The sequence below is a fragment of the Phenylobacterium sp. LH3H17 genome (assembly GCF_024298925.1).
Taxonomy (GTDB): Bacteria; Pseudomonadota; Alphaproteobacteria; order Caulobacterales; family Caulobacteraceae; genus Phenylobacterium.
This window is the reverse complement of the sequence record NZ_CP101283.1, coordinates 518,464-536,340: the sequence shown is the minus strand read 5'-3', so window position 1 is coordinate 536,340 and position 17,877 is coordinate 518,464. Positions and strand designations below refer to the sequence as shown.

The window sequence follows — 17,877 nt, the reverse complement described above, 5'->3', positions numbered from 1 at the left end:
AAGGCAGGGCGTTCGCCCCGCGACACCGTCACGCTCATCTCGCCTCGCGGGCGCGCCAAATTATCAATGGTAACCTATCCGGCTCAAGCAGCGGCCGCCAACGAAACCTGCCCGCAAATCGCAACCGATCCGTGAAGACGACCGGTGTCACGTCAGGCGCGCGACCTTGGCGCCCAGGGTGGCTGCCAGGTCGCCGGGCGCGAGCTCCACCTGCAGGCCCCTCTGGCCGCCGTTCACATAGACCTTGGGGTGGGCCATGGCGGCGGCGTCCACCACGGTGGGAACCGATTTCTTCTGGCCGAAGGGGCTGACCCCGCCCACCCGGTAGCCGGTGATCCGCTCGGCGTCGGCGGGTTTCATCATGCCGGCCGACTTGCCCCCGACCGCGGCGGCCAGCTTCTTCATGGCCACCTCCTGGTCCGAGGCCAACACCGCGCAGACCGGATTGCCGTCCACCAGGGTCATCAGGGTCTTGAGCACCCGATCCGGCGCGACCCCCAGGCTCTCGGCGGCCTGCAGCCCGACCCGGGGCGCGTCAGGATCATAGTCGTAGGTCGCCAGGCCATAGGCGACGCCCGCCTTGTCCAGCGCGAGCGTCGCGGGGGTGCTCCTGGCCATCTAGTCGTCCTGATGGCTGACGGCGGCGGTGGAGCCGACGCCCCAGCCCTCGGCGCCCGGCAGCTCGAACCAGAACGGCTTCTTGGCCTTGCCGCCCAGCTCTTCCATCGACATGGCGTCGTAGACCCGGCCGTTGGCGACGGTGTAGCGGATCGAGGTCGAGTTGCGGATGTCGGCCAGCGGGTCGGCGTCCAGCACCAGCAGGTCGGCCAGCTTGCCAGGCTCAAGTGAGCCGAGGTCGCGATCCATTCCCAGATAGGCCGCGCCGTCGAGGGTGGCGGCCTTCAACACCTGCATCGGGGTCATGCCGCCCTGGGCCATCATCCACATCTCCCAGTGCGCGCCCAAACCCTCGCGCTGGCCGTGGGCGCCGAGCTGGACTGAGACCCCCTTGTCGGCGAGGGCTTTCACCATCCGGGCGATGTTGACGTGGTTGTACTCCTCTTCCGGCGCCTTGACCGGCCGGCGCGCGCGGGCGTCGAGGATGCGGCGGGGGACATACTTCGAGAGCCGTGGATCGGCCCACACATCGGTATGGGCGTACCAGTAGTTCTCGCCGAAGGGGCCCCCATAGGCGACGATCAGGGTGGGGGTATAGCCCACCTTGGTGGCCGGCCAGAGCTGCAGCACGTCGTCATAGATGGCCGCCGGCGGGATCGAGTGCTCCACCCCGGTGTGACCGTCGACCACGAAGGTCATGTCGTGCTCGAACAGCGAGCCGCCTTCCGGGACCACCATCATCTTCAGCTCGCGGGCGGCGGCCAGGATCTGCTGGCGCTGCTCGCGGCGGGGCTGGTTGTAGCTCTTGACGCTGAAGGCCCCGATGGCCGCCATCCGGCGCAGGGTCGAGCGCGCGTCGTCCAGGCTGTCGATCTGGGCCGTGAACGGCGCCTTGGCTCCGTAGAGGATGGTGCCGGTGGAGAAGATCCGCGGCCCTACCACCGCCCCGGCCTTGGCCAGCTCGGAGTGGGCGAAGATCTCGCCCGAGTCGTTCGAGGGGTCGTGGATGGTGGTGACCCCGAAGGCCAGGGAGGCATAGTTCACCCAGCTCTGCTGCGGGATGATCTGGTCCGACCCCATGGAGCCGTGCCAGTGCACGTCGATGATGCCGGGGATGATGGTCTTGCCAGCCACGTCGATCACCTTCGCGCCGGCCGGCACGGTGACGGAACCACGCGGCCCCACCGCCTCGATGCGATTGCCGTTCAGCACCACCACGCCATCGGCGATCACCTCGTCGCCCTTCATGGTGACGATGCGGGCGCCGGTGAGCGCCGTGCGGCCGGTCGGCGCCGCATAGGCCTGGGTGAAGGAAATGTCGGTCCCGTGCTCGGCCGGCTTGGGCAGCTCCTTGGGGGCGCCGTCGACGAAGGCGAAGGCGTCCTTCAGGTCGCGGGAGAACAGCTCAGGGCCTTCCGACCACCACAGCTTCCTGGCGTCGCCCGACCAGTGCAGGAAGTAGCCCGCGTCCTGGGTCACCCGAGTCACCGGCAGGGCCGCGGCCTTGGGCGAGATGTCCACCGACTTGCCGGTGCGGGCGAAGGGCATGACATAGGCGTTGAACCGCTCGGTCCAGGCCACCCACTTCTCGTCGGGGCTGATGGCGTACTCGGCGGCGAATTCGCTCAGCAGGTGGCTGCGCTCCTCCGAGCCGTCCAGCTTGGCCGACTTCAGCGCGCGCTTGTTCTCCGCCTCGAAGGACATGAAGAACACCCGGTCCCCGGTCGCCCCGAACTGCGGCTGCACCCCGCCCTTCGAGACCAGGGCCGGCTTGCCGCCGCCCTTGGCCGGGATCGCGTACAGGCCCGGCTCGCGGCCCCACATGGCCGAGGTCAGGAAGCCGTCGGAGACCGCCCGATAGACGATGGTCGCGCCGTCGGGGCTGAAGGCCGGTTCCAGATAGTGACCGGGTTGGCTGGAGACCACGCGGCCCTCGCCGCCGCCTGCCGGGACCACCCGGACCGTGCCGAAGTCCTGGTCGTTCCAGGTGGTGTAGACGATGGACCGGCCGTCCCGGCTCCAGGCCGGATAGAACTCGAAGTGGTCGCTCTGGCGGGTCAGACGGCGCGGGCGCGCGCCCGATTTCAGGTCCTTGATCCAGAGATGGCCGAGGGCCTGGTAGACGACCATGTCGCCGGCCGGATTGACCTCGGTCCAGCGCAGCATCTTCACCTTGAAGTCCTTGGGCGCGACCTCCACCGGGAAGCGCACGGCCTCCTGGATCGTGCGGCTGGCCTTCACGTGGAAGGGGATTTCGGCCACCGCCCTAGAGGCCACCTCGACCCGCTTGATCTTGCCGCCGGCCCAGACCACCAGGGCCTTGTTGTCGGGGGTCCAGGCCATGGACGGATAGACCCCGTGGATGGCCCAGGTCTCCTGCATGTCGCGGTCGAGACCGTCGAAGATCGCGGTTTCGCGGCCCGAGGCCAGGTCCATCACGAAGAGGGTGGATTTGTACCGGACCCGCCGGATGAAGGCCAAGGACTTGCCGTCCGGCGAGGGGGTGGGGCGGATCGATCCGCCGGGCCCGGTGACGAACGGCTCGAGCTCGCCCTTCTCGCGGTCCAGGCGTTGGATCACATAGATCTGGCCGTTGACGTCCTTGGAGTATTCGAACACCCCGCCGGGTGTGGCGTCGTCGCTGAAATAGAGATAGCGGCCGTCGGGGCTGAAGGCCGGCTCACCGGAGTCCTTCTGCTCGGTGCGCTTCTTGGTGAGCTGCAGCCCCTCGCCGCCCGAGCGGTGATAGAGCCACATCTCCCCGGCCCCCAGCGAGCGGGTCGAGCTGAAATGCTTGCGCGCCACGATGTATTCGGAGTCCGGCGTCCAGTCGGGCTGGCTCAGCAGGCGGAAGGTCTCCTTGGTGACCTGGCGCGGGTTGGAGCCGTCCCGGTCCACGATCCAGATATTATCGCCGCCGCCCCGATCCGAGGTGAAGGCGATCCAGCGCCCGTTGGGCGAATAGGCCGGGTGCATGTCCCAGGCCATGCCGGTGGTGAGCGCGCGGGCCTCGCCGCCGCCGATCGGGATCACATAGAGGTCGCCCAGCAGGTCGAAAACCACCTCGCGGCCGTCGGGGCTGACGTCCAGGCTCATCCAGGTGCCGGAGGTCACGTCGATGGAGACCTCCCGGGTCGGTCCGGGCGGGGCGTCCACGTCCCACTTGGGCTTGTCGGCCGCCTTCTCCAGCGACGGCGTCGCCACGGGCTTGTTCAGTTCCGAGGTGTTCGGCCGGGGCTCCTTCTCGGCCTTGCCCGCCTCGGTAGGGACCGGCTGCGGCGTCGGGGCCGGCGCGGTCTGGGCGAAGGCCGGCGCGGACAGCGCGGCGACGAGGGCTGCGGCGAGCAGGCGGCGAACGATCATGAGGACCCCGGACTTGATGTGCGCGCAATTCAACCGAGGGGCGCGAGCTTGTCGAGTCCGCTCAGGCGCGATTTCGCGCGATCTCGTTCGACGGACGCTGTTCCTGTGGCGGTCGAAGCGGGCTATTGGGGTAAAATCTCCCATGCGCCCGGACAGATGGCGCGGAAACGGACCCTTGGGCGTTTCCCCGTCTGCCCCCACCTTTCGACGACGAGAACCCGATGAACGCCCATCCGCCGCTTTCCCCGCCGGTCGGGTCCGCCCTGGACCTGATAGGCAACACCCCGATGCTGGAATTGACCGGCTTCGACACCGGGCCGTGCCGCCTGTTCGTCAAGCTGGAGAACGCCAATCCCGGCGGCTCGATCAAGGATCGGATCGCGCTCTCCATGATCGAGGCCGCCGAGGCCGACGGCAGCCTCAAGCCGGGCGGGACGATCGTCGAGGCCACCGCCGGCAACACCGGCCTGGGCCTGGCCCAGGTGGGCGTGCTGAAGGGCTACCGCATCCTGCTGGTGGTCCCCGACAAGATGAGCCGGGAAAAGATCCAGCACCTGCGGGCCATGGGCGTGGACGTGCGGATCACCCGCTCCGACGTCGGCAAGGGGCATCCGGAATACTACCAGGACATGGCCCTGCGCCTGGCCGCCGATATTCCCGGCGCTTACTTCATCAACCAGTTCTCCAACCCGGCCAATCCGAAGGCCCATGAGACCACCACCGGCCCCGAGATCCTGGAGCAGATGGAAGGCGACCTGGACGCCGTGGTGGTGGGCGTTGGCTCCGGCGGGACGCTCACGGGCCTCGGCCGCTACTTCGCCAAGGCCTCGCCGAAGACCAAGATGGTGCTGGCCGATCCGACGGGTTCGATCCTCGCCCCCTTGATCAACACCGGGAAGACCATCGAACCCGGCTCCTGGGTGGTCGAGGGCATCGGCGAGGACTTCATCCCCGACAACTGCGATCTCGAGCTGGTGTCGAAGGCCTACTCGATCACCGACACCGAAAGCATCGCCGCCGCCCGCGAACTGCTGAACAAGGCCGGGGTGCTGGGCGGCTCGTCGTCGGGCACCCTGCTGGCCGCCGCCCTGCGCTATTGCCGCGAGCAGACCGAGCCCAAGCGGGTGGTGACCCTCGTCTGCGACACCGGCTCCCGCTACCTGTCGAAGGTCTACAACGACTCCTGGCTGGCCGAGCAGGGGCTGACTGAGCGTCACCTGCACGGCGACCTGCGCGACCTGATCGCGCGCGCGCCTTCCGAAGGCGGGGCGATCACCGTGGGGCCGCACGACACCCTGCTCACCGCCTATAACCGAATGCGCCAGGCCGATGTCAGCCAGCTCCCGGTGCTGGACGACGGGCGGCTGATCGGCCTCATCGACGAGAGCGATCTGCTGGACGCGGTCGAGGACAGCAAACCCGACCGCCGCTTCGCCCAGGACGTGGCCACGGCCATGACCGCCAAGCTCAACACCCTGCAGGCCGGCGACTCGCTGGACGCCCTGTTGCCGGTCTTCGAAAAGGACCAGGTGGCCATCGTGCTGGACGGGCGCGAATTCCTCGGGCTGATCACCCGTATCGACCTCATCAACTATCTCAGGCGCGCGGCGTGACCGAAGACATCAAGGGCAAGAACCGGCTGGAATTCGCAACCCGCGCCATCCACGGCGGCCAGTTCCACGACCCCACCACCGGGGCGGTGATGCCGCCGATCTACGCCACCTCGACCTACGCCCAGACCAGTCCGGGAGAGCACAAGGGCTTCGAATATTCCCGCAGCCAGAACCCCACCCGCTTCGCCTTCGAGCGCGCGGTGGCGGACCTGGAGAGCGGGACAAGGGGCTACGCCTTCGCCTCGGGCCTGGCGGCGATCTCGACCTTCCTGGAGGTGCTGGACGCCGGCGACCACGTAATCGCCAGCGAGGACCTCTACGGCGGCTCGTTCCGGCTGTTCGACAAGGTGCGCAAGCGCTCGGCCGGGCTTGAGTTCAGCTTCGTCGACCTGTCCGACCTGGCCGCCGTCGAGGCGGCGATCCGGCCCAATACGAAGCTGATCTGGGTGGAGACCCCCACCAACCCGATGCTGCGCCTGGCCGACCTCGAGGCCATCGCCGCGCTCGCCAGGAAGCATGGCCTGCTGGCCGCGGCCGACAACACTTTCGCCAGCCCCTACTGCCAGCGGCCACTGGAGTTCGGCTTCGACGTGGTGATGCATTCCACCACCAAATACCTCTCGGGCCATTCCGACATCGTCGGCGGCTGCCTGATCGTGGGGAGCAACAAGGACCTCGCCGACCAGGTGGGCTTCCTGCAGAACGCCGTCGGCGCGGTGGCCTCGCCGTTCGACTCGTTCCTGGCCCTGCGCGGCGTGAAGACCCTGGCGCTGCGCATGCAACGCCACTGCGAGAGCGGCATGAAGATCGCCCGCTGGCTGGAGGCGCGGTCCGACGTGGCGCAGGTGGTCTATCCGGGCCTTCCCAGCCATCCGCAGCACGAGCTGGCCAAGCGCCAGATGACCGGCGGTTTCGGCGGCATGATCTCGGCGGTGCTCGACCGCGACCTGGCCGGGACCGTGCGGATGCTGGAGCGCACCCGGCTGTTCACCCTCGCCGAGAGCCTGGGCGGGGTTGAGAGCCTGATCGAACATCCGGCGATCATGACCCACGCCTCGATCCCGGCGGAGACCCGTGCCCGCATCGGCATCGCCGACGGCCTGATCCGGCTGTCGGTGGGCATCGAGGACGCCGACGACCTGATCGCCGATCTGGATCAGGCGCTGAGTTAGGAACGGAACAAGACCCAGTTGCTCCCCCTCTGGGGGAGCTGTCAGCGAAGCTGGCAGAGGGGAATTTGACTCTTGTGGGCTTCAACCCCCTCCGTCACGTCGCCGAAGAGGGCGACGCGCCACCTCCCCCAAAGCGCGCTGCGCGCTGGGGGAGGATCTGAGCCTCTAGTGACCCGCGTGCTTCGCCTTCTGAGCCGTATCCCAGGCCACGAACTCGGGGCCGTCGATCTTGCCGTCAGCGTTCTTGTCGGCCTTGGCGAACTCGGTCGCGGGCAGCTTGTAGGCGACCCATTCGGCCTTATCGATCCGGTCGTCCTTGCTGGTGTCGGCCGGATGGATGAACCGGCCTGGGGCAGCCAGGGCGGTCGAGGCGCAGGCGGCGAGGGCCAGTGCGAGAAGGGCGGTGACGCGCATGGGGGAACTCCTTGTTGCGGCGGGAACCTGCCCAGGACCCATGGCGAAATTGGGCCCTAGCGGAGCGGTAGGGCCGTGCGTCGCACCACCGTGCGCAGGGCGATGGACGAGTTGATCCGCGCCACCCCGGGCAGCCGGGTCAGGCGGGTGGCGTGCACCCGCTCCAGGTCGTCCATGTCGGCGGCGACCACCCGCAGGACATAGTCGGCCTGGCCGGTCATCAGGTGGCATTCCATGATCTCGGGCGCCTCGGTCACCGCGGCCTCGAAGGCCGACAGCACGTCCTGGGCCTGGCTGGCCAGGGTGATGGACACGAAGACCGAGAGGCCCAGGCCCACGGCGCGGGGATCGACCGCCGCCGCATAGCCTGTGATCACCCCCTCCGCCTCCAGGGCGCGCACCCGGCGGAAGCAGGCGGACTCCGAGAGGTGCGCGGCCTCGGCGAGTTCCACGTTCGTCGCTCGTCCATGCGCCTGCAAATGAGACAATAGGCGCTTATCCGCGATATCGAGGTCGTGAGTTGAGGATTTCACCGCGAGGGGCATCTTTCGCACAAGAAACTTGTGGAACACTGATCTCTGGCCCGCTGTTTTTCAAGGTTTCATCTGCAACTATCCACTAGCCTCGGCGCTATAAGGTGGAGGAAAAACGCCCATGCGCATCGGCACTGTGACCGAGATCAAGCCTCTCGAGCGTCGCGTGGGCCTCGTGCCCGCCGTCGTCGCCACCCTGACCGCCCACGGCCATGAGGTCTTCGTCCAATCGGGCGCCGGCGCCGGGGTCGGCCTGAGCGACGCCGACTATGCCGCCGCGGGCGGCAAGATCGTTCCCGACGCGGCCGCCGTCTTCGCCGCCGCCGACACCATCGTGAAGGTCAAGGAGCCGCAAGCCCAGGAGATCGCCCTCCTCACCCCGCGCCACACCCTCTTCACCTACTTGCACCTCGCCCCTGATCCAGAGCAGACCAAGGGTTTGATGGCCTCGGGCGCCACCTGCATCGCCTATGAAACCATCCTCGGCCGCAAGGGCGACCTGCCGCTGCTCACTCCCATGAGCCAGGTGGCCGGGCGCATGGCCGCCCAGGTCGGCGCGGCCTACCTGCTTGCCCCGGCCGGCGGACGCGGCCTGCTGATGGGCGGCGTGCCCGGCGTGCCTCCAGCCAAGGTGTTGATCCTGGGGGCCGGGGTCTCCGGCTTCAACGCTGCGGAGATCGCCGTCGGCATGCGCGCCGACGTAACCATCATGGATATCCTGCCCGAACGCCTGGCGGCGATGGACTCCCATTTCGAAGGCCGCGCCCGCACGGTGCTGTCCTCGCGCGGCGCACTGCTGGAACTGCTGCCCACGGCCGACCTGATCATCGGTTGCGTGCTGATCACCGGCGCCTCGGCGCCCAAGCTGATCCGGCGCGAGGACCTGAAGCTGATGCGCAAGGGTTCGGTGCTGGTTGACGTCGCCATCGACCAGGGCGGCTGTTTCGAGACCTCGCACCCGACCGCCCACGACGAGCCGACCTATGTGGTCGATGGCGTTGTCCACTACTGCGTGGCCAACATGCCCGGGGCCGCCCCGCTCACCTCGACCTATGCGCTCGGCGCGGCGACCACCCCCTACGTGCTGGCTCTGGCCGACAAGGGTATGGAGCGCGCCTTCGCCGAGGATCCCGGTTTCGCCGCCGGACTGAATGTCGCCGGTGGACGGGTCGTCCACCCGGCGGTGGCCGCTTCGCAGGACCTTCCCCCGGTCGCGGCCTGACTCGGCCTGGGGGCGGCGGAGGTTTCCCCGCCCCCGGCCTTTTTCCTTCCCCCGAGATCCTCCCCCAGCGCGAAGCGCGATTTGGGAGAGGTGGATCGCCGCCCTCTTTGGCGGCGAGACGGAGGGCGCTGAAGCGCTCAGAAGAGAGTCAAAGTCCCCCTCAGTCAGCTTCGCTGACAGCTCCCCCAAGAGGGGAGCATCTGGGCTGGGTCACTTCCCCTTCGGTGGCGTGAGTTCCGTGGGCGGCCACCTGACCCCGAGCTGATCCAGATAGGTCGGGTATTTTTCGGGGTTGTAGTAGAATTTCGCCATGTCGGGACGATAGCGCGCCATGACGCCGGTATTGATCTCGACCGGCGGCTTGTCCGTGGCCGAGAGCATCGGCTGGTACTTCTGGTCCTTGGTCTGGACCTTGGTGAAATAGTCGCTGGCGGCAGTGCGAAGAGCCGGCCGGGTCAGGATGTCCAGCAGGGTCATGGCCACCACCTTCGATCCCGCGACCACCCCCTTGTGCGCCACCGGCGTGGCCATGGAGATGGCGTTGGACCAGTGGTGCCCCGGCAGTTCCGGGATGTTGGACGGGTAGTAGATCGAGACGGTCGGCATGGTCCACGAGATGTCGCCGATATCGTCCGACCCGCCGCTCTCGGGCTTCTCGAGCGGTGTCTTCAACCCTTCCAGCTCGGTGGCGAGACCCTTCTCCCTGGCGCCGAGATTCTTCTGCACCGCCTTGGCGAAGGCCTGTTCCTCAGGCGTCCACCTGGGCAGGCCGACCCTGTCGATATTGGCCTTGGCGGCCTCGGCCAGGGGCTTGTTGAAATGCTGCGGCGCGGCCGCGCCGATCACCCGGCGCTCGACCGTGGTGTCGGTCATCTTGGCCGCCGCCTCGGCGATGGTGTTGCCGATCTCGAAGCTCTTGCGGATGTCGGCGAAGTTCTGCTCGCGGAAATAGTACCAGACCTTGGCCACGGACGGGACGACATTGGGCTGGTCGCCGCCGTCGGTGATCACATAGTGCGAGCGCTGTTCCGGCCGCAGGTGCTCGCGACGCATGTTCCAGCCCATGTTCATCAGCTCGACCGCATCGAGTGCGCTCTTGCCGCGCCAGGGCGCGCCGGCCGAGTGGGCGGCCGAGCCCTTGAAGACGTACTCCACCGAGACCAGGCCGGTGCCCTGGGGCTGGCCCCAGGCGGTCTGAAGGTTACTGCCGACGTGGGTGAAGACTGCCGCGTCGACGCCCTTGAACACCCCGTCGCGGACCATGTAGGCCTTGCCGCCCAGCAGCTCCTCGGCGACGCCAGGCCAGAGGACGAGGGTACCGGCGATCCCCTCCTTCTCCATGATCTCCTTGACCGTGAGCGCGGCGACCACGTTGAGCGCCTGGCCGGAATTGTGACCCTCGCCGTGGCCGGGCGCGCCCTCGACCAGCGGCTCGTGCCAGGGCACGCCAGGCTTCTGTGAGGCCTTGGGAATGCCGTCGATGTCGCTCCCCAGCGCGATCACCGGGCCGCCCTTGCCGTTGGTCCAGGTCGCCGTCCAGCCGGTGGGCAGGCCCGCCACGCCGCGCTGGATGGTGAAACCGTTCTTCTCCAGCACCCCGGTGACGTATTTCGAGGTCTCGACTTCCTGGAAGGCCAGTTCGCCATAGGAGAAGATCTGGTCGTTCATCACCTGGGCGAGCTTGGCGCGCGAGTCCACGCCGGCCATCGCCCGGCCCTTCAGAGCCGTGACCTTGCCGGCGGAATAACCCTGGGCGAGCGCCGCCGGCGCGGTGGCGGCGAGCAGACCGGCGAGCGCCAGGGCTGGCAGAAACGTCCTCATGGAGACCCCCTCGAATCCTGAAGCGACAGGGGGACATGGAATCGACCGCCTGCGAAAGCCCCGAGGCGAAACATTGCGCGCCGAGGCGAGTCCCCCGGCAAGGATTCCGGGTTAGAAGACCCCATGAGCCTGGAAATCCTGCAACAACACCGCGTCCACGGCGGGACGCTCAGCTATCGCCGCCACGCCAGCGCCGCCACCGGCACGCCCATGCGGTTCAGCGTCTTCCTGCCCCCGGTCGAGGGGCCGGTCCCCTGGGTGATCTGGCTGTCGGGCCTGACCTGCACCGAGGACAACTTCACGACCAAGGCCGGGGCCTATGGAGCCGCGGCGCGGCTGGGGCTCGCCGTGGTGGCCCCCGACACCAGCCCGCGCGGCGAGGGCGTGGCCGACGATCCCGCCTACGACCTGGGCCAGGGCGCGGGCTTCTATGTCGACGCCACGCAGGCGCCCTGGGCGGCGCACTTCCGCATGGAAACCTACGTCACCCGCGACCTGATCGACGTCGTGACCGAGAGCTGCGCGGTCGTCCCGGCGCGGCTGGGGGTTTTCGGCCATTCCATGGGCGGGCACGGCGCGCTCACCCTGGCCCTGCGCCATCCGGACCTGTTCAAGTCGGTCTCGGCCTTCGCCCCGATCTGTTCGCCGAGCCGCTGCGACTGGGGCCGCAAGGCCTTCAACGCCTATCTGGGCGATGATGAAGCAGCCTGGCGCGAGCACGACGCGGCCCAGCTGCTGGCGGCCCGCGCCGCGCGCGGCCGGTTCGACGACATCCTGGTCGACCAGGGCCTGGCCGACAGCTTCCTGGAGGCCCAGCTCAAGCCCGAACTGCTGGAGGCCGCGGCGGCCGAGGCCGGCCAGAAGCTGACCCTGAGGCGGCAGGAGGGTTACGACCACTCCTATTTCTTCATGACCAGCTTCATCGAAGACCACCTGGCGTGGCACGCGGCGCGGCTCTAGCAGGCGTTTGTTAGGATTGAACTGGCAGGATTCGGCTGCGCCCCCGCAGCTTGGATTCCACAACCATGGGCATCTACCGCAAGGTCAACAACGTCCTGACCCGCCGTCTGCCGGTCAACACCGTGCGCTCGCGCGCGCCGAGGGCCATCGCCAGCATCACCTATGACGACTTCCCCAAGAGCGCCTGGACCGTGGCCGGTCCGATCATGGCGAAGTTCGGGGTGCGGGCGACCTACTATGTCGCCGGTCGGTTCTGCGGGATCACCGAGGACGGCATCGAGTACTTCGATCTGGCCGACCTCAAGGCCGTGGCCGCCGCCGGACACGAGATCGGCTGCCACAGCTATTCCCACGGCTTCGCCTCGAAGTCCGACAATGGGACGCTCCTGCACGAGATCGAGCGCAACGCCGCCTTCCTGCGGAAGCACCTCGGCGATCTCGTCATCGAGAGCTACGCCTACCCCTACGGAGACGTCTCGCCGCGCACCAAATCCCTGCTGGGCGGGGCCTTCAAGAGCGCCCGGGGCATTTCGCGGCGGGTCAATGAGGGGATGATCGACCTCGCCATGGTGCATTCCATCGTCCTGGAGCATCGACGCTGGCGGCCGGACGAGATCGAGGCCTCCATCGCCCGCGCCAAGGCCACCGGCGGCTGGATCACCTTCTTCACCCACGATGTCGGCGACGCTCCGCTCGATTTCGGCGTCCTGCCCGAACGCCTGGAGTGGGTGCTCCAGCGCATCGCCGACCACGGCATCGAGGTCCTGCCGGTCAATGAGGCCGTCGACCTGATCGTCAATGGCGAGCCGCAAGCAGCGGCGGCGTGATCAGCCCCGACCAGCTCGCCGAACCCTATGAGCGGCTGACGGTCGTTCGCCTGATCGAGGCGAGCCTGACCGTCCTGGTGGTGGCGCTGATGTCCAGCGCCCTCATCGGCCCGCTGTTCGATCCGCTGCAGACCGGGGGCGACGAGGTTCCGATCCTTCGGGTCATGTGGTTGCCGGTCTATGCCCTGATCGCCGCCCTGGCCGCATTCCGGCTGCCCCAGCTCTTCAGGTTCTGGGGTCCGGCGCTGGCCTTCCTGGTCCTGGTGGGCTGGGCCGGCGCCTCGGTCATGTGGTCCATCGAGCCGGACGTCACCCTGCGCCGGGCCATCGCGCTCGCCGCCACCACCCTGATGGGGCTCTATCTAGCCTCCAGCCTGGGCGGGCGGCGCTTCGCCGAACTGGTGGCGCTCACCATGCTGCTGCTGGCCCTGGGCAGCTATTTCGTCTGCCTGGCCGTGCCGAAGATGGGGGTCAGCCAGGACATCAACGCCGGCACCTGGCGTGGGCTCTGGTACGAGAAGAACGAGATGGGGGCGATGATGGTCTACGCCTCGCTCGCCGCCGTCGCGGCCTTCCTGACCAATCCGCGCCGGCGGCTGCTGTGGGGCGGCGCCCTGGTGCTGTTCATCGGCCTGATCATCATGACCCGGTCGGCGACCTCGTTCCTCAGCCTGCTGATCGTGCTGGGCGGGGCCACGGTTTTCGCCTTCATGCGCCTGGGGCGAGCGGCTTCAGTGGTGGCGATCTGGCTGGGGGTGACCGGGATGTCGGCCCTGGCCGGCCTCTACCTGTTCGCGCCGACCCTCTTTTATGCAGCGCTTGGCAAGGATGCGACCTTCACCGGCCGCACCGACATCTGGAATGCGGTGCTACGCGCCCACGAGGCCGAGCCGGTGCTGGGCTACGGATATGCAGCCTTCTGGGGTCGGCAGTCCGACATCGCCAACTGGATCCGCGATGCTCTGCAATGGCGGGTGCCCAGCGCCCACAACGGCTGGCTGGACCTGCTGATCCAGCTCGGCCTGGTTGGCGTCGGCATCTTCGCGGCGATCTTCGCCATCAGCCTGCTGACCGCCGTGGTGCGCCACCAGAGGCTGGGCGACGGCTATTGGGCGACCCTGTTCCTGGCGGTCTACAGCCTACAGACCATGTCGGAGAGCATCATCCTGGTGCACAACAACCTCTCCTGGGTGTTCGCCGTCGCCGCCATGGCCCGGATTCTGGGCCCGAAGCCGGCAACCGCCGGGGCCGCCGCGCACAGGCCGGCCGTGACCGCGCGGCCCATGACCTGGACCCCCGCCCACGCCTGAAACTGTCCCATTCCGGGATGGCTTGACCCTTGCAATCCGCCCCCTTGATGGACTGCGGGAGGTCGGCGATGTCGTGGTTTGGGATTGAGACGCGGAAGAGCGTCCCGCCGATCGAGCGGGGCGGCTGGCTCGACGTCATGCGCATCGTCGTCGCGATCCTGATGATCCTTCACCACTTCGAGCTGGCGGGTCCCTCCCCGACGTCCAGCTTCATTCCGTTCTTCGAGCGGGGCTACCTGCTCACCGACTTCTTCCTGATCGACTCCGGCTACGTCCTGGCCCGGGTCTATGGCGAGCGCGTTCTGGCCGGCGGCATGTCCCTGGGCGACTTCTTCAAGAAGCGCTTCCTTCGCGTCGTCCCGGCACACCTCATCATGTCCCTGACCCTGATCGCCCTGGTGCTGGTAAGCGGCGCGCTGGGCGTCATGCCGCGCAACCCGCAATGGTTCGACTGGAAGGAGCTTCCCGCCCAGTTCTTCCTCGTCCAGTCCTACGGCGTCCCCGGCGGACGCGGCTGGAACGCGCCTAGCTGGTCGCTCTCGGCCCTGCTCGGCTGCTACCTGATGTTCCCGCTGCTGCTGCGCGGCATGTCCCGGTTCAACCCGTTCGTCATGCTCGGCCTGGGGATCGCCGTCTTCACGGCCTGCAACCTGGCGACCTGGGCGATCCTCAACTATCCCGTCTACCAGATGCCCCTGAAGTTCGGCATCTTCCGGGCCCTGCCCCTGTTCATCCTGGGCATGGCGCTCGCCCGTTTCGCCCAGCAGGTCTACCTGCCCGAGCGCCTCGCCAAGGGCCTGGGCCTGGTCGCCCTGGCCGGCTTCATCGGCGTGCAGACCTTCGGCGAGTTCAGCCTGATCTCGCTCAGCCTGATCTGCGCCATGATCATGGCCTCGGGCGCCATCCCGGTGCGTCGCAAGTCCTGGCTGGTGGAGAAGGCCGCAGTGATCTCCTTCTCGGTCTTCATCACCAACGAGGTTGTCCGCATCGCCTGGTTCGGGGTGGTCAACCAGCTCATCGCCCGGTTCGGCCTGAGCGAACCCGTCCAATGGACCCTGTGGGGCATGGGCGTGGCTCTCGCCCTCGCCTTCGCCACCGCCTTCCACTACGCGATCGACAATCCGATCCAGGTAGCGGTGAACCGTCCGAAGACGCAGACCGGCCGGGTGCGCACGGTAGTCAACCAGTCCGTGCCCTACCCCAGCTAGCGAACGCCTAGACCGGAGCCGCCGCCCACTGGGCGGCGGTGCGCTCGACCCGACCCACCACGCGCCGCGGCAGGCTGGCCGCCGGACCCACCGGCAGGGCGGCCCAGCGCCGGCCGGCTTGAGCCATGGCCTCGGTGGCGCGGCCGATGGGGGATGTCGCATAGGCCAGGCCCCGGACCAGCTCCGTCCCGCCATTGCCCAGTTGCCGCTTCCATGGATAGTCGCCCGGTCCGAGATCGACCTCGTGGACCCCATCGGCCGCCTTGCCGCGCACCACCTCCAAGGCGAGGACATTGCCTGGCGCGTAGGTGGCGAATTTGGGCTCGTAGGTGGTCAACCAGTAATGCAGCGCGCCACCGCTTCGCAGACCCAGATGGGCCGCCGCCAGTTCGCCATCGACCCTCATGGACGACAGCACGGCGCCGAAGGACTCCGGCGTTGCCTCCGGCAGGGCCGCGATCAGGCGACGGCTCCACGCCCACGACAGGGCGTCGGGATGGCGGGAACGGCGATACTGCGCCGACTTCAGCGCCATCAGGGTCGCCAGGGTTTCCGGCGAACGGTCGTCGATGACGAACTCGACCCGGCGGCCGTCGGCCTCAAGCTTGCGCATCGCGCCGCGGTGGTTCGAGAGCGCTTTTGGCGCGGCGCGACCCTGAGGCCGGGCATAGGCTTCGAAGCCGTCGGCGATATCGACCATGTGTGAGACATCGCGGTCGTCGGCATGGGCGGCGAGGCCTGGATCGGCCGCAGGCGCGCCCTCGAACCGATAGCCCGCGGGCCCACGCGCCAGGGCTGCCCCGACGTCCAGCGTCAGGCCGGGCTCGGCCACGAAGCCATGCCAATCGCAGAATGTCCCACCGGCCGGGCGGGCGACGCCGAACACCCCGGGATGGAAGGGCAGGAACGCCACGGCGCGCCCGCGAGCGGTCCCACGCGAGACCAAGAGGTCACCGCGCGCGCGGTCCACCGCGTCGAACCAACCGAGGTCGAAATAGGGGCTAGAGAGGAAGCGCTGCGCGGCGCGAAAGGTCGTCCAGGCCTGGCGGTCGGCCGGCGTCAGCTCCCGCCAGCGGACGATCTGGAAATCGACCATGAGGTCACGACCCTTGCTCCCGTTCGGGCGGCACCATGGCCCATTCCGAATACGAAACGGTTAAGTCCTGGGCTTGCGAACGGGCGCCTTGGCCGGCGCCACGAGCGGCGCGGTCGGCTTGGGCGCCGGGGTGGTGAACAGCACCGTGCCGGTGACCGGCTGGGCCACGCCCATCAGCTTCGCGCGGAGGGTCAGCAGGTAGCGTCCGTCGGTGTTGAGGTCGGTCTTGAAGGCGTAGACCCCATGGTCGGCGGTCGGCAGGACGGTGACCGGGGCGTAGGCGCCCGGCTGGCCGTCGGGCGACTTGTCGAGGCTGGCGTCCAGGATGGCGGCGCCATGCTGCGGCCGGCCGGCGGCGTCGCGGATGCGCACCTGCAGCACCACCCCCACCTGGCGGCGCGGATAGGGATCGACCGCCTCGAACAGGTAGTCGGAGGTCTGGGCGAACGCCGGGCCGCCGGCTGCGATCCCCAGGACCGCGACCAGCAGCACCAGGCGCCGCCCCGTCAGGCCCGCGCGAACGCCGGATTGCGCCGGGTCCGGCGCATGGCGCCGCCGATCAGGAAGAAGCCGGTGATCGTCAGCGCCCATGTGGTGGGTTCCGGAATGGCCGCATAATAGATGTCGCGGGTGGTGTAGGACCTGGTCGAGTTCAGCACATCATAGTCGATGTTCCAGCCGATGGCGTCGAAGGCCGCCAGGTCCAGCGACGTCACCCTTCCCGCCTGGCCATAGGCCACCGTGGGGTCCAGGGCGCCCAGCTGCGGCATACCGACCAGATTGTCCTTCCAGTGCGAAGCCTGGCGGCCGTCGCCGTTGTACGCGCCCGTCGAAAAGTAGCCCCCGCCATAGATGGTCTTCCCGTCGATGGAGAAGAACGGCGAGCCGCCCACCGACCAGTCGAGCGCGACGCCGCTATTGCCGCCGCTGTAGCGGTAGAGGTCCAGCACCGAGGCGATGGCGAAGTCGTCCAGCGGCAGCATGCCCAGCGCCGGGTCGGTCAGCAGCGGGCCGTCCGGGAAGCCAAGGACATCATAGATGTCGACGCCGCTCACGAAGCCCAGGACGTGGCCGATCTCGTGTACCGCCACGCTGATGAAGTCGATGGCGTTGTCGGCGATCCCGTTCGACGGGTCGAAGTCGAAATTGAAGTCGCTGCTGAACGAAATGGAGCCGTCGGCGACGTTGCCGAACCCGGTGAAACCAAGGGCCTTCAGGTTGGCGCTGTTGGCGTCGAGGAACGAGTTGTTGGCGCTGCCGTCGGCGTCCAGCACGCGGGTGAGGGCATTGGAGCCCAGACCGCCGCCGAGATCGCCCGGCGTGATCACGCTCAACGCGCCCACCCCGTAATCGCCTGGGGTCAGGGTCGGCAGGTTGGCGACCGCGATGGCGTCCAGCGACGTCGACCCGACCGCGGCAAGCTGGTTCTGGATGGTCTCCGTGTCGACCACGAAGGACCGGCTGCCGGCCTGACCCAGGACGCCCGGGCCCAGGGACTGGAAGCGCACATCCAGGTTGATGGTGACGTCGTTGGTGAGGCGCTTGGACCAGAACCCGGCCGCGGCGGTGAAACCGAACAACGCCTGACTGCCAGAATCCACGCCGCCCAGATTGTTCAACACGATCGTCGCCGAGGTCGCCGGCGTCGAAATCCCGCCGACGACCAGAGCCATGGCCGCGGACAACATAAGCTTCCTCATACGCCCCTCCTGATGATCCC

The 17,877-nt window shown here is 68.1% G+C and carries 15 protein-coding genes; 7 read left to right on the top strand and 8 right to left on the bottom strand.

Annotation, left to right across the window (positions count from 1 at the left end; all coding sequences use genetic code 11):
* Positions 1-147 precede the first annotated feature (147 nt).
* Positions 148-618: a Cys-tRNA(Pro) deacylase gene (gene ybaK / locus M9M90_RS02675; RefSeq protein ID WP_254835620.1), complete on the bottom strand. Its 471-nt coding sequence runs from the start codon at positions 616-618 to the stop codon at positions 148-150.
* Positions 619-3,981, bottom strand: a complete 3,363-nt coding sequence (locus tag M9M90_RS02670; protein ID WP_254835619.1) for an amidohydrolase family protein — start codon at positions 3,979-3,981, stop codon at positions 619-621.
* A gap of 221 nt (positions 3,982-4,202) precedes the next feature.
* Between M9M90_RS02670 and M9M90_RS02665 the strand changes: the two genes are divergently transcribed.
* Both M9M90_RS02665 and M9M90_RS02660 read left to right on the top strand, forming a co-directional pair.
* The gene (locus M9M90_RS02665; RefSeq protein ID WP_254835618.1) at positions 4,203-5,594 is read left to right on the top strand and encodes a cystathionine beta-synthase; all 1,392 of its coding nucleotides are present in this window, start codon (positions 4,203-4,205) and stop codon (positions 5,592-5,594) included.
* Positions 5,591-6,766 (top strand): cystathionine gamma-synthase, encoded by a 1,176-nt coding sequence (locus M9M90_RS02660; RefSeq protein WP_254835617.1) that lies wholly within the window; start codon positions 5,591-5,593, stop codon positions 6,764-6,766. The genes M9M90_RS02665 and M9M90_RS02660 overlap by 4 nt, the downstream gene beginning before the upstream one ends.
* Positions 6,767-6,931: 165 nt before the next feature.
* On the opposite strand, the gene M9M90_RS02655 is transcribed toward M9M90_RS02660, so the two are convergent.
* On the bottom strand, positions 6,932-7,180 hold the full coding sequence (locus M9M90_RS02655) for a hypothetical protein (protein ID WP_254835616.1): 249 nt from the start codon (positions 7,178-7,180) through the stop codon (positions 6,932-6,934).
* Between the two features lie 56 nt (positions 7,181-7,236).
* A complete protein-coding gene (locus M9M90_RS02650; protein ID WP_254837208.1) occupies positions 7,237-7,725 on the bottom strand; it encodes an Lrp/AsnC family transcriptional regulator in 489 nt (162 codons plus the stop codon).
* A 109-nt stretch (positions 7,726-7,834) separates the two neighbouring features.
* On the opposite strand from M9M90_RS02650, the gene ald reads away from it, so the two are divergent.
* Positions 7,835-8,935 carry an alanine dehydrogenase gene (ald, locus tag M9M90_RS02645; protein ID WP_254835615.1) on the top strand — a complete coding sequence of 367 codons (1,101 nt, stop codon included), beginning with the start codon at positions 7,835-7,837 and terminating at the stop codon, positions 8,933-8,935.
* 210 nt (positions 8,936-9,145) lie between these two features.
* On the opposite strand, the gene M9M90_RS02640 is transcribed toward ald, so the two are convergent.
* Positions 9,146-10,756 carry an amidohydrolase gene (locus tag M9M90_RS02640; protein ID WP_254835614.1) on the bottom strand — a complete coding sequence of 537 codons (1,611 nt, stop codon included), beginning with the start codon at positions 10,754-10,756 and terminating at the stop codon, positions 9,146-9,148.
* 123 nt (positions 10,757-10,879) lie between these two features.
* Between M9M90_RS02640 and fghA the strand changes: the two genes are divergently transcribed.
* From fghA to M9M90_RS02620, 4 genes are all read left to right on the top strand, one after another.
* Positions 10,880-11,716: an S-formylglutathione hydrolase gene (fghA, locus tag M9M90_RS02635; protein WP_305885134.1), complete on the top strand. Its 837-nt coding sequence runs from the start codon at positions 10,880-10,882 to the stop codon at positions 11,714-11,716.
* A 65-nt stretch (positions 11,717-11,781) separates the two neighbouring features.
* Positions 11,782-12,543: a polysaccharide deacetylase family protein gene (locus M9M90_RS02630; protein ID WP_254835613.1), complete on the top strand. Its 762-nt coding sequence runs from the start codon at positions 11,782-11,784 to the stop codon at positions 12,541-12,543.
* Positions 12,540-13,853, top strand: coding sequence for an O-antigen ligase (locus M9M90_RS02625; protein WP_254835612.1), 1,314 nt, complete (start codon positions 12,540-12,542; stop codon positions 13,851-13,853). The genes M9M90_RS02630 and M9M90_RS02625 overlap by 4 nt, the downstream gene beginning before the upstream one ends.
* Before the next feature lie 68 nt (positions 13,854-13,921).
* Complete coding sequence (locus tag M9M90_RS02620) at positions 13,922-15,061, top strand: acyltransferase (protein ID WP_254835611.1); 1,140 nt, start codon at positions 13,922-13,924, stop codon at positions 15,059-15,061.
* 7 nt (positions 15,062-15,068) lie between these two features.
* Here M9M90_RS02620 and M9M90_RS02615 read toward each other — a convergent pair whose 3' ends face one another.
* From M9M90_RS02615 to M9M90_RS02605, 3 genes are read right to left on the bottom strand one after another with little or no spacing between them, the layout of a single operon-like run.
* Positions 15,069-16,157 (bottom strand): GNAT family N-acetyltransferase, encoded by a 1,089-nt coding sequence (locus tag M9M90_RS02615; RefSeq protein ID WP_254835610.1) that lies wholly within the window; start codon positions 16,155-16,157, stop codon positions 15,069-15,071.
* A gap of 60 nt (positions 16,158-16,217) precedes the next feature.
* On the bottom strand, positions 16,218-16,649 hold the full coding sequence (locus M9M90_RS02610; RefSeq protein WP_254835609.1) for a hypothetical protein: 432 nt from the start codon (positions 16,647-16,649) through the stop codon (positions 16,218-16,220).
* A 14-nt stretch (positions 16,650-16,663) separates the two neighbouring features.
* Positions 16,664-17,857 (bottom strand): NF038122 family metalloprotease, encoded by a 1,194-nt coding sequence (locus M9M90_RS02605; protein ID WP_254835608.1) that lies wholly within the window; start codon positions 17,855-17,857, stop codon positions 16,664-16,666.
* Positions 17,858-17,877: the final 20 nt, after the last annotated feature.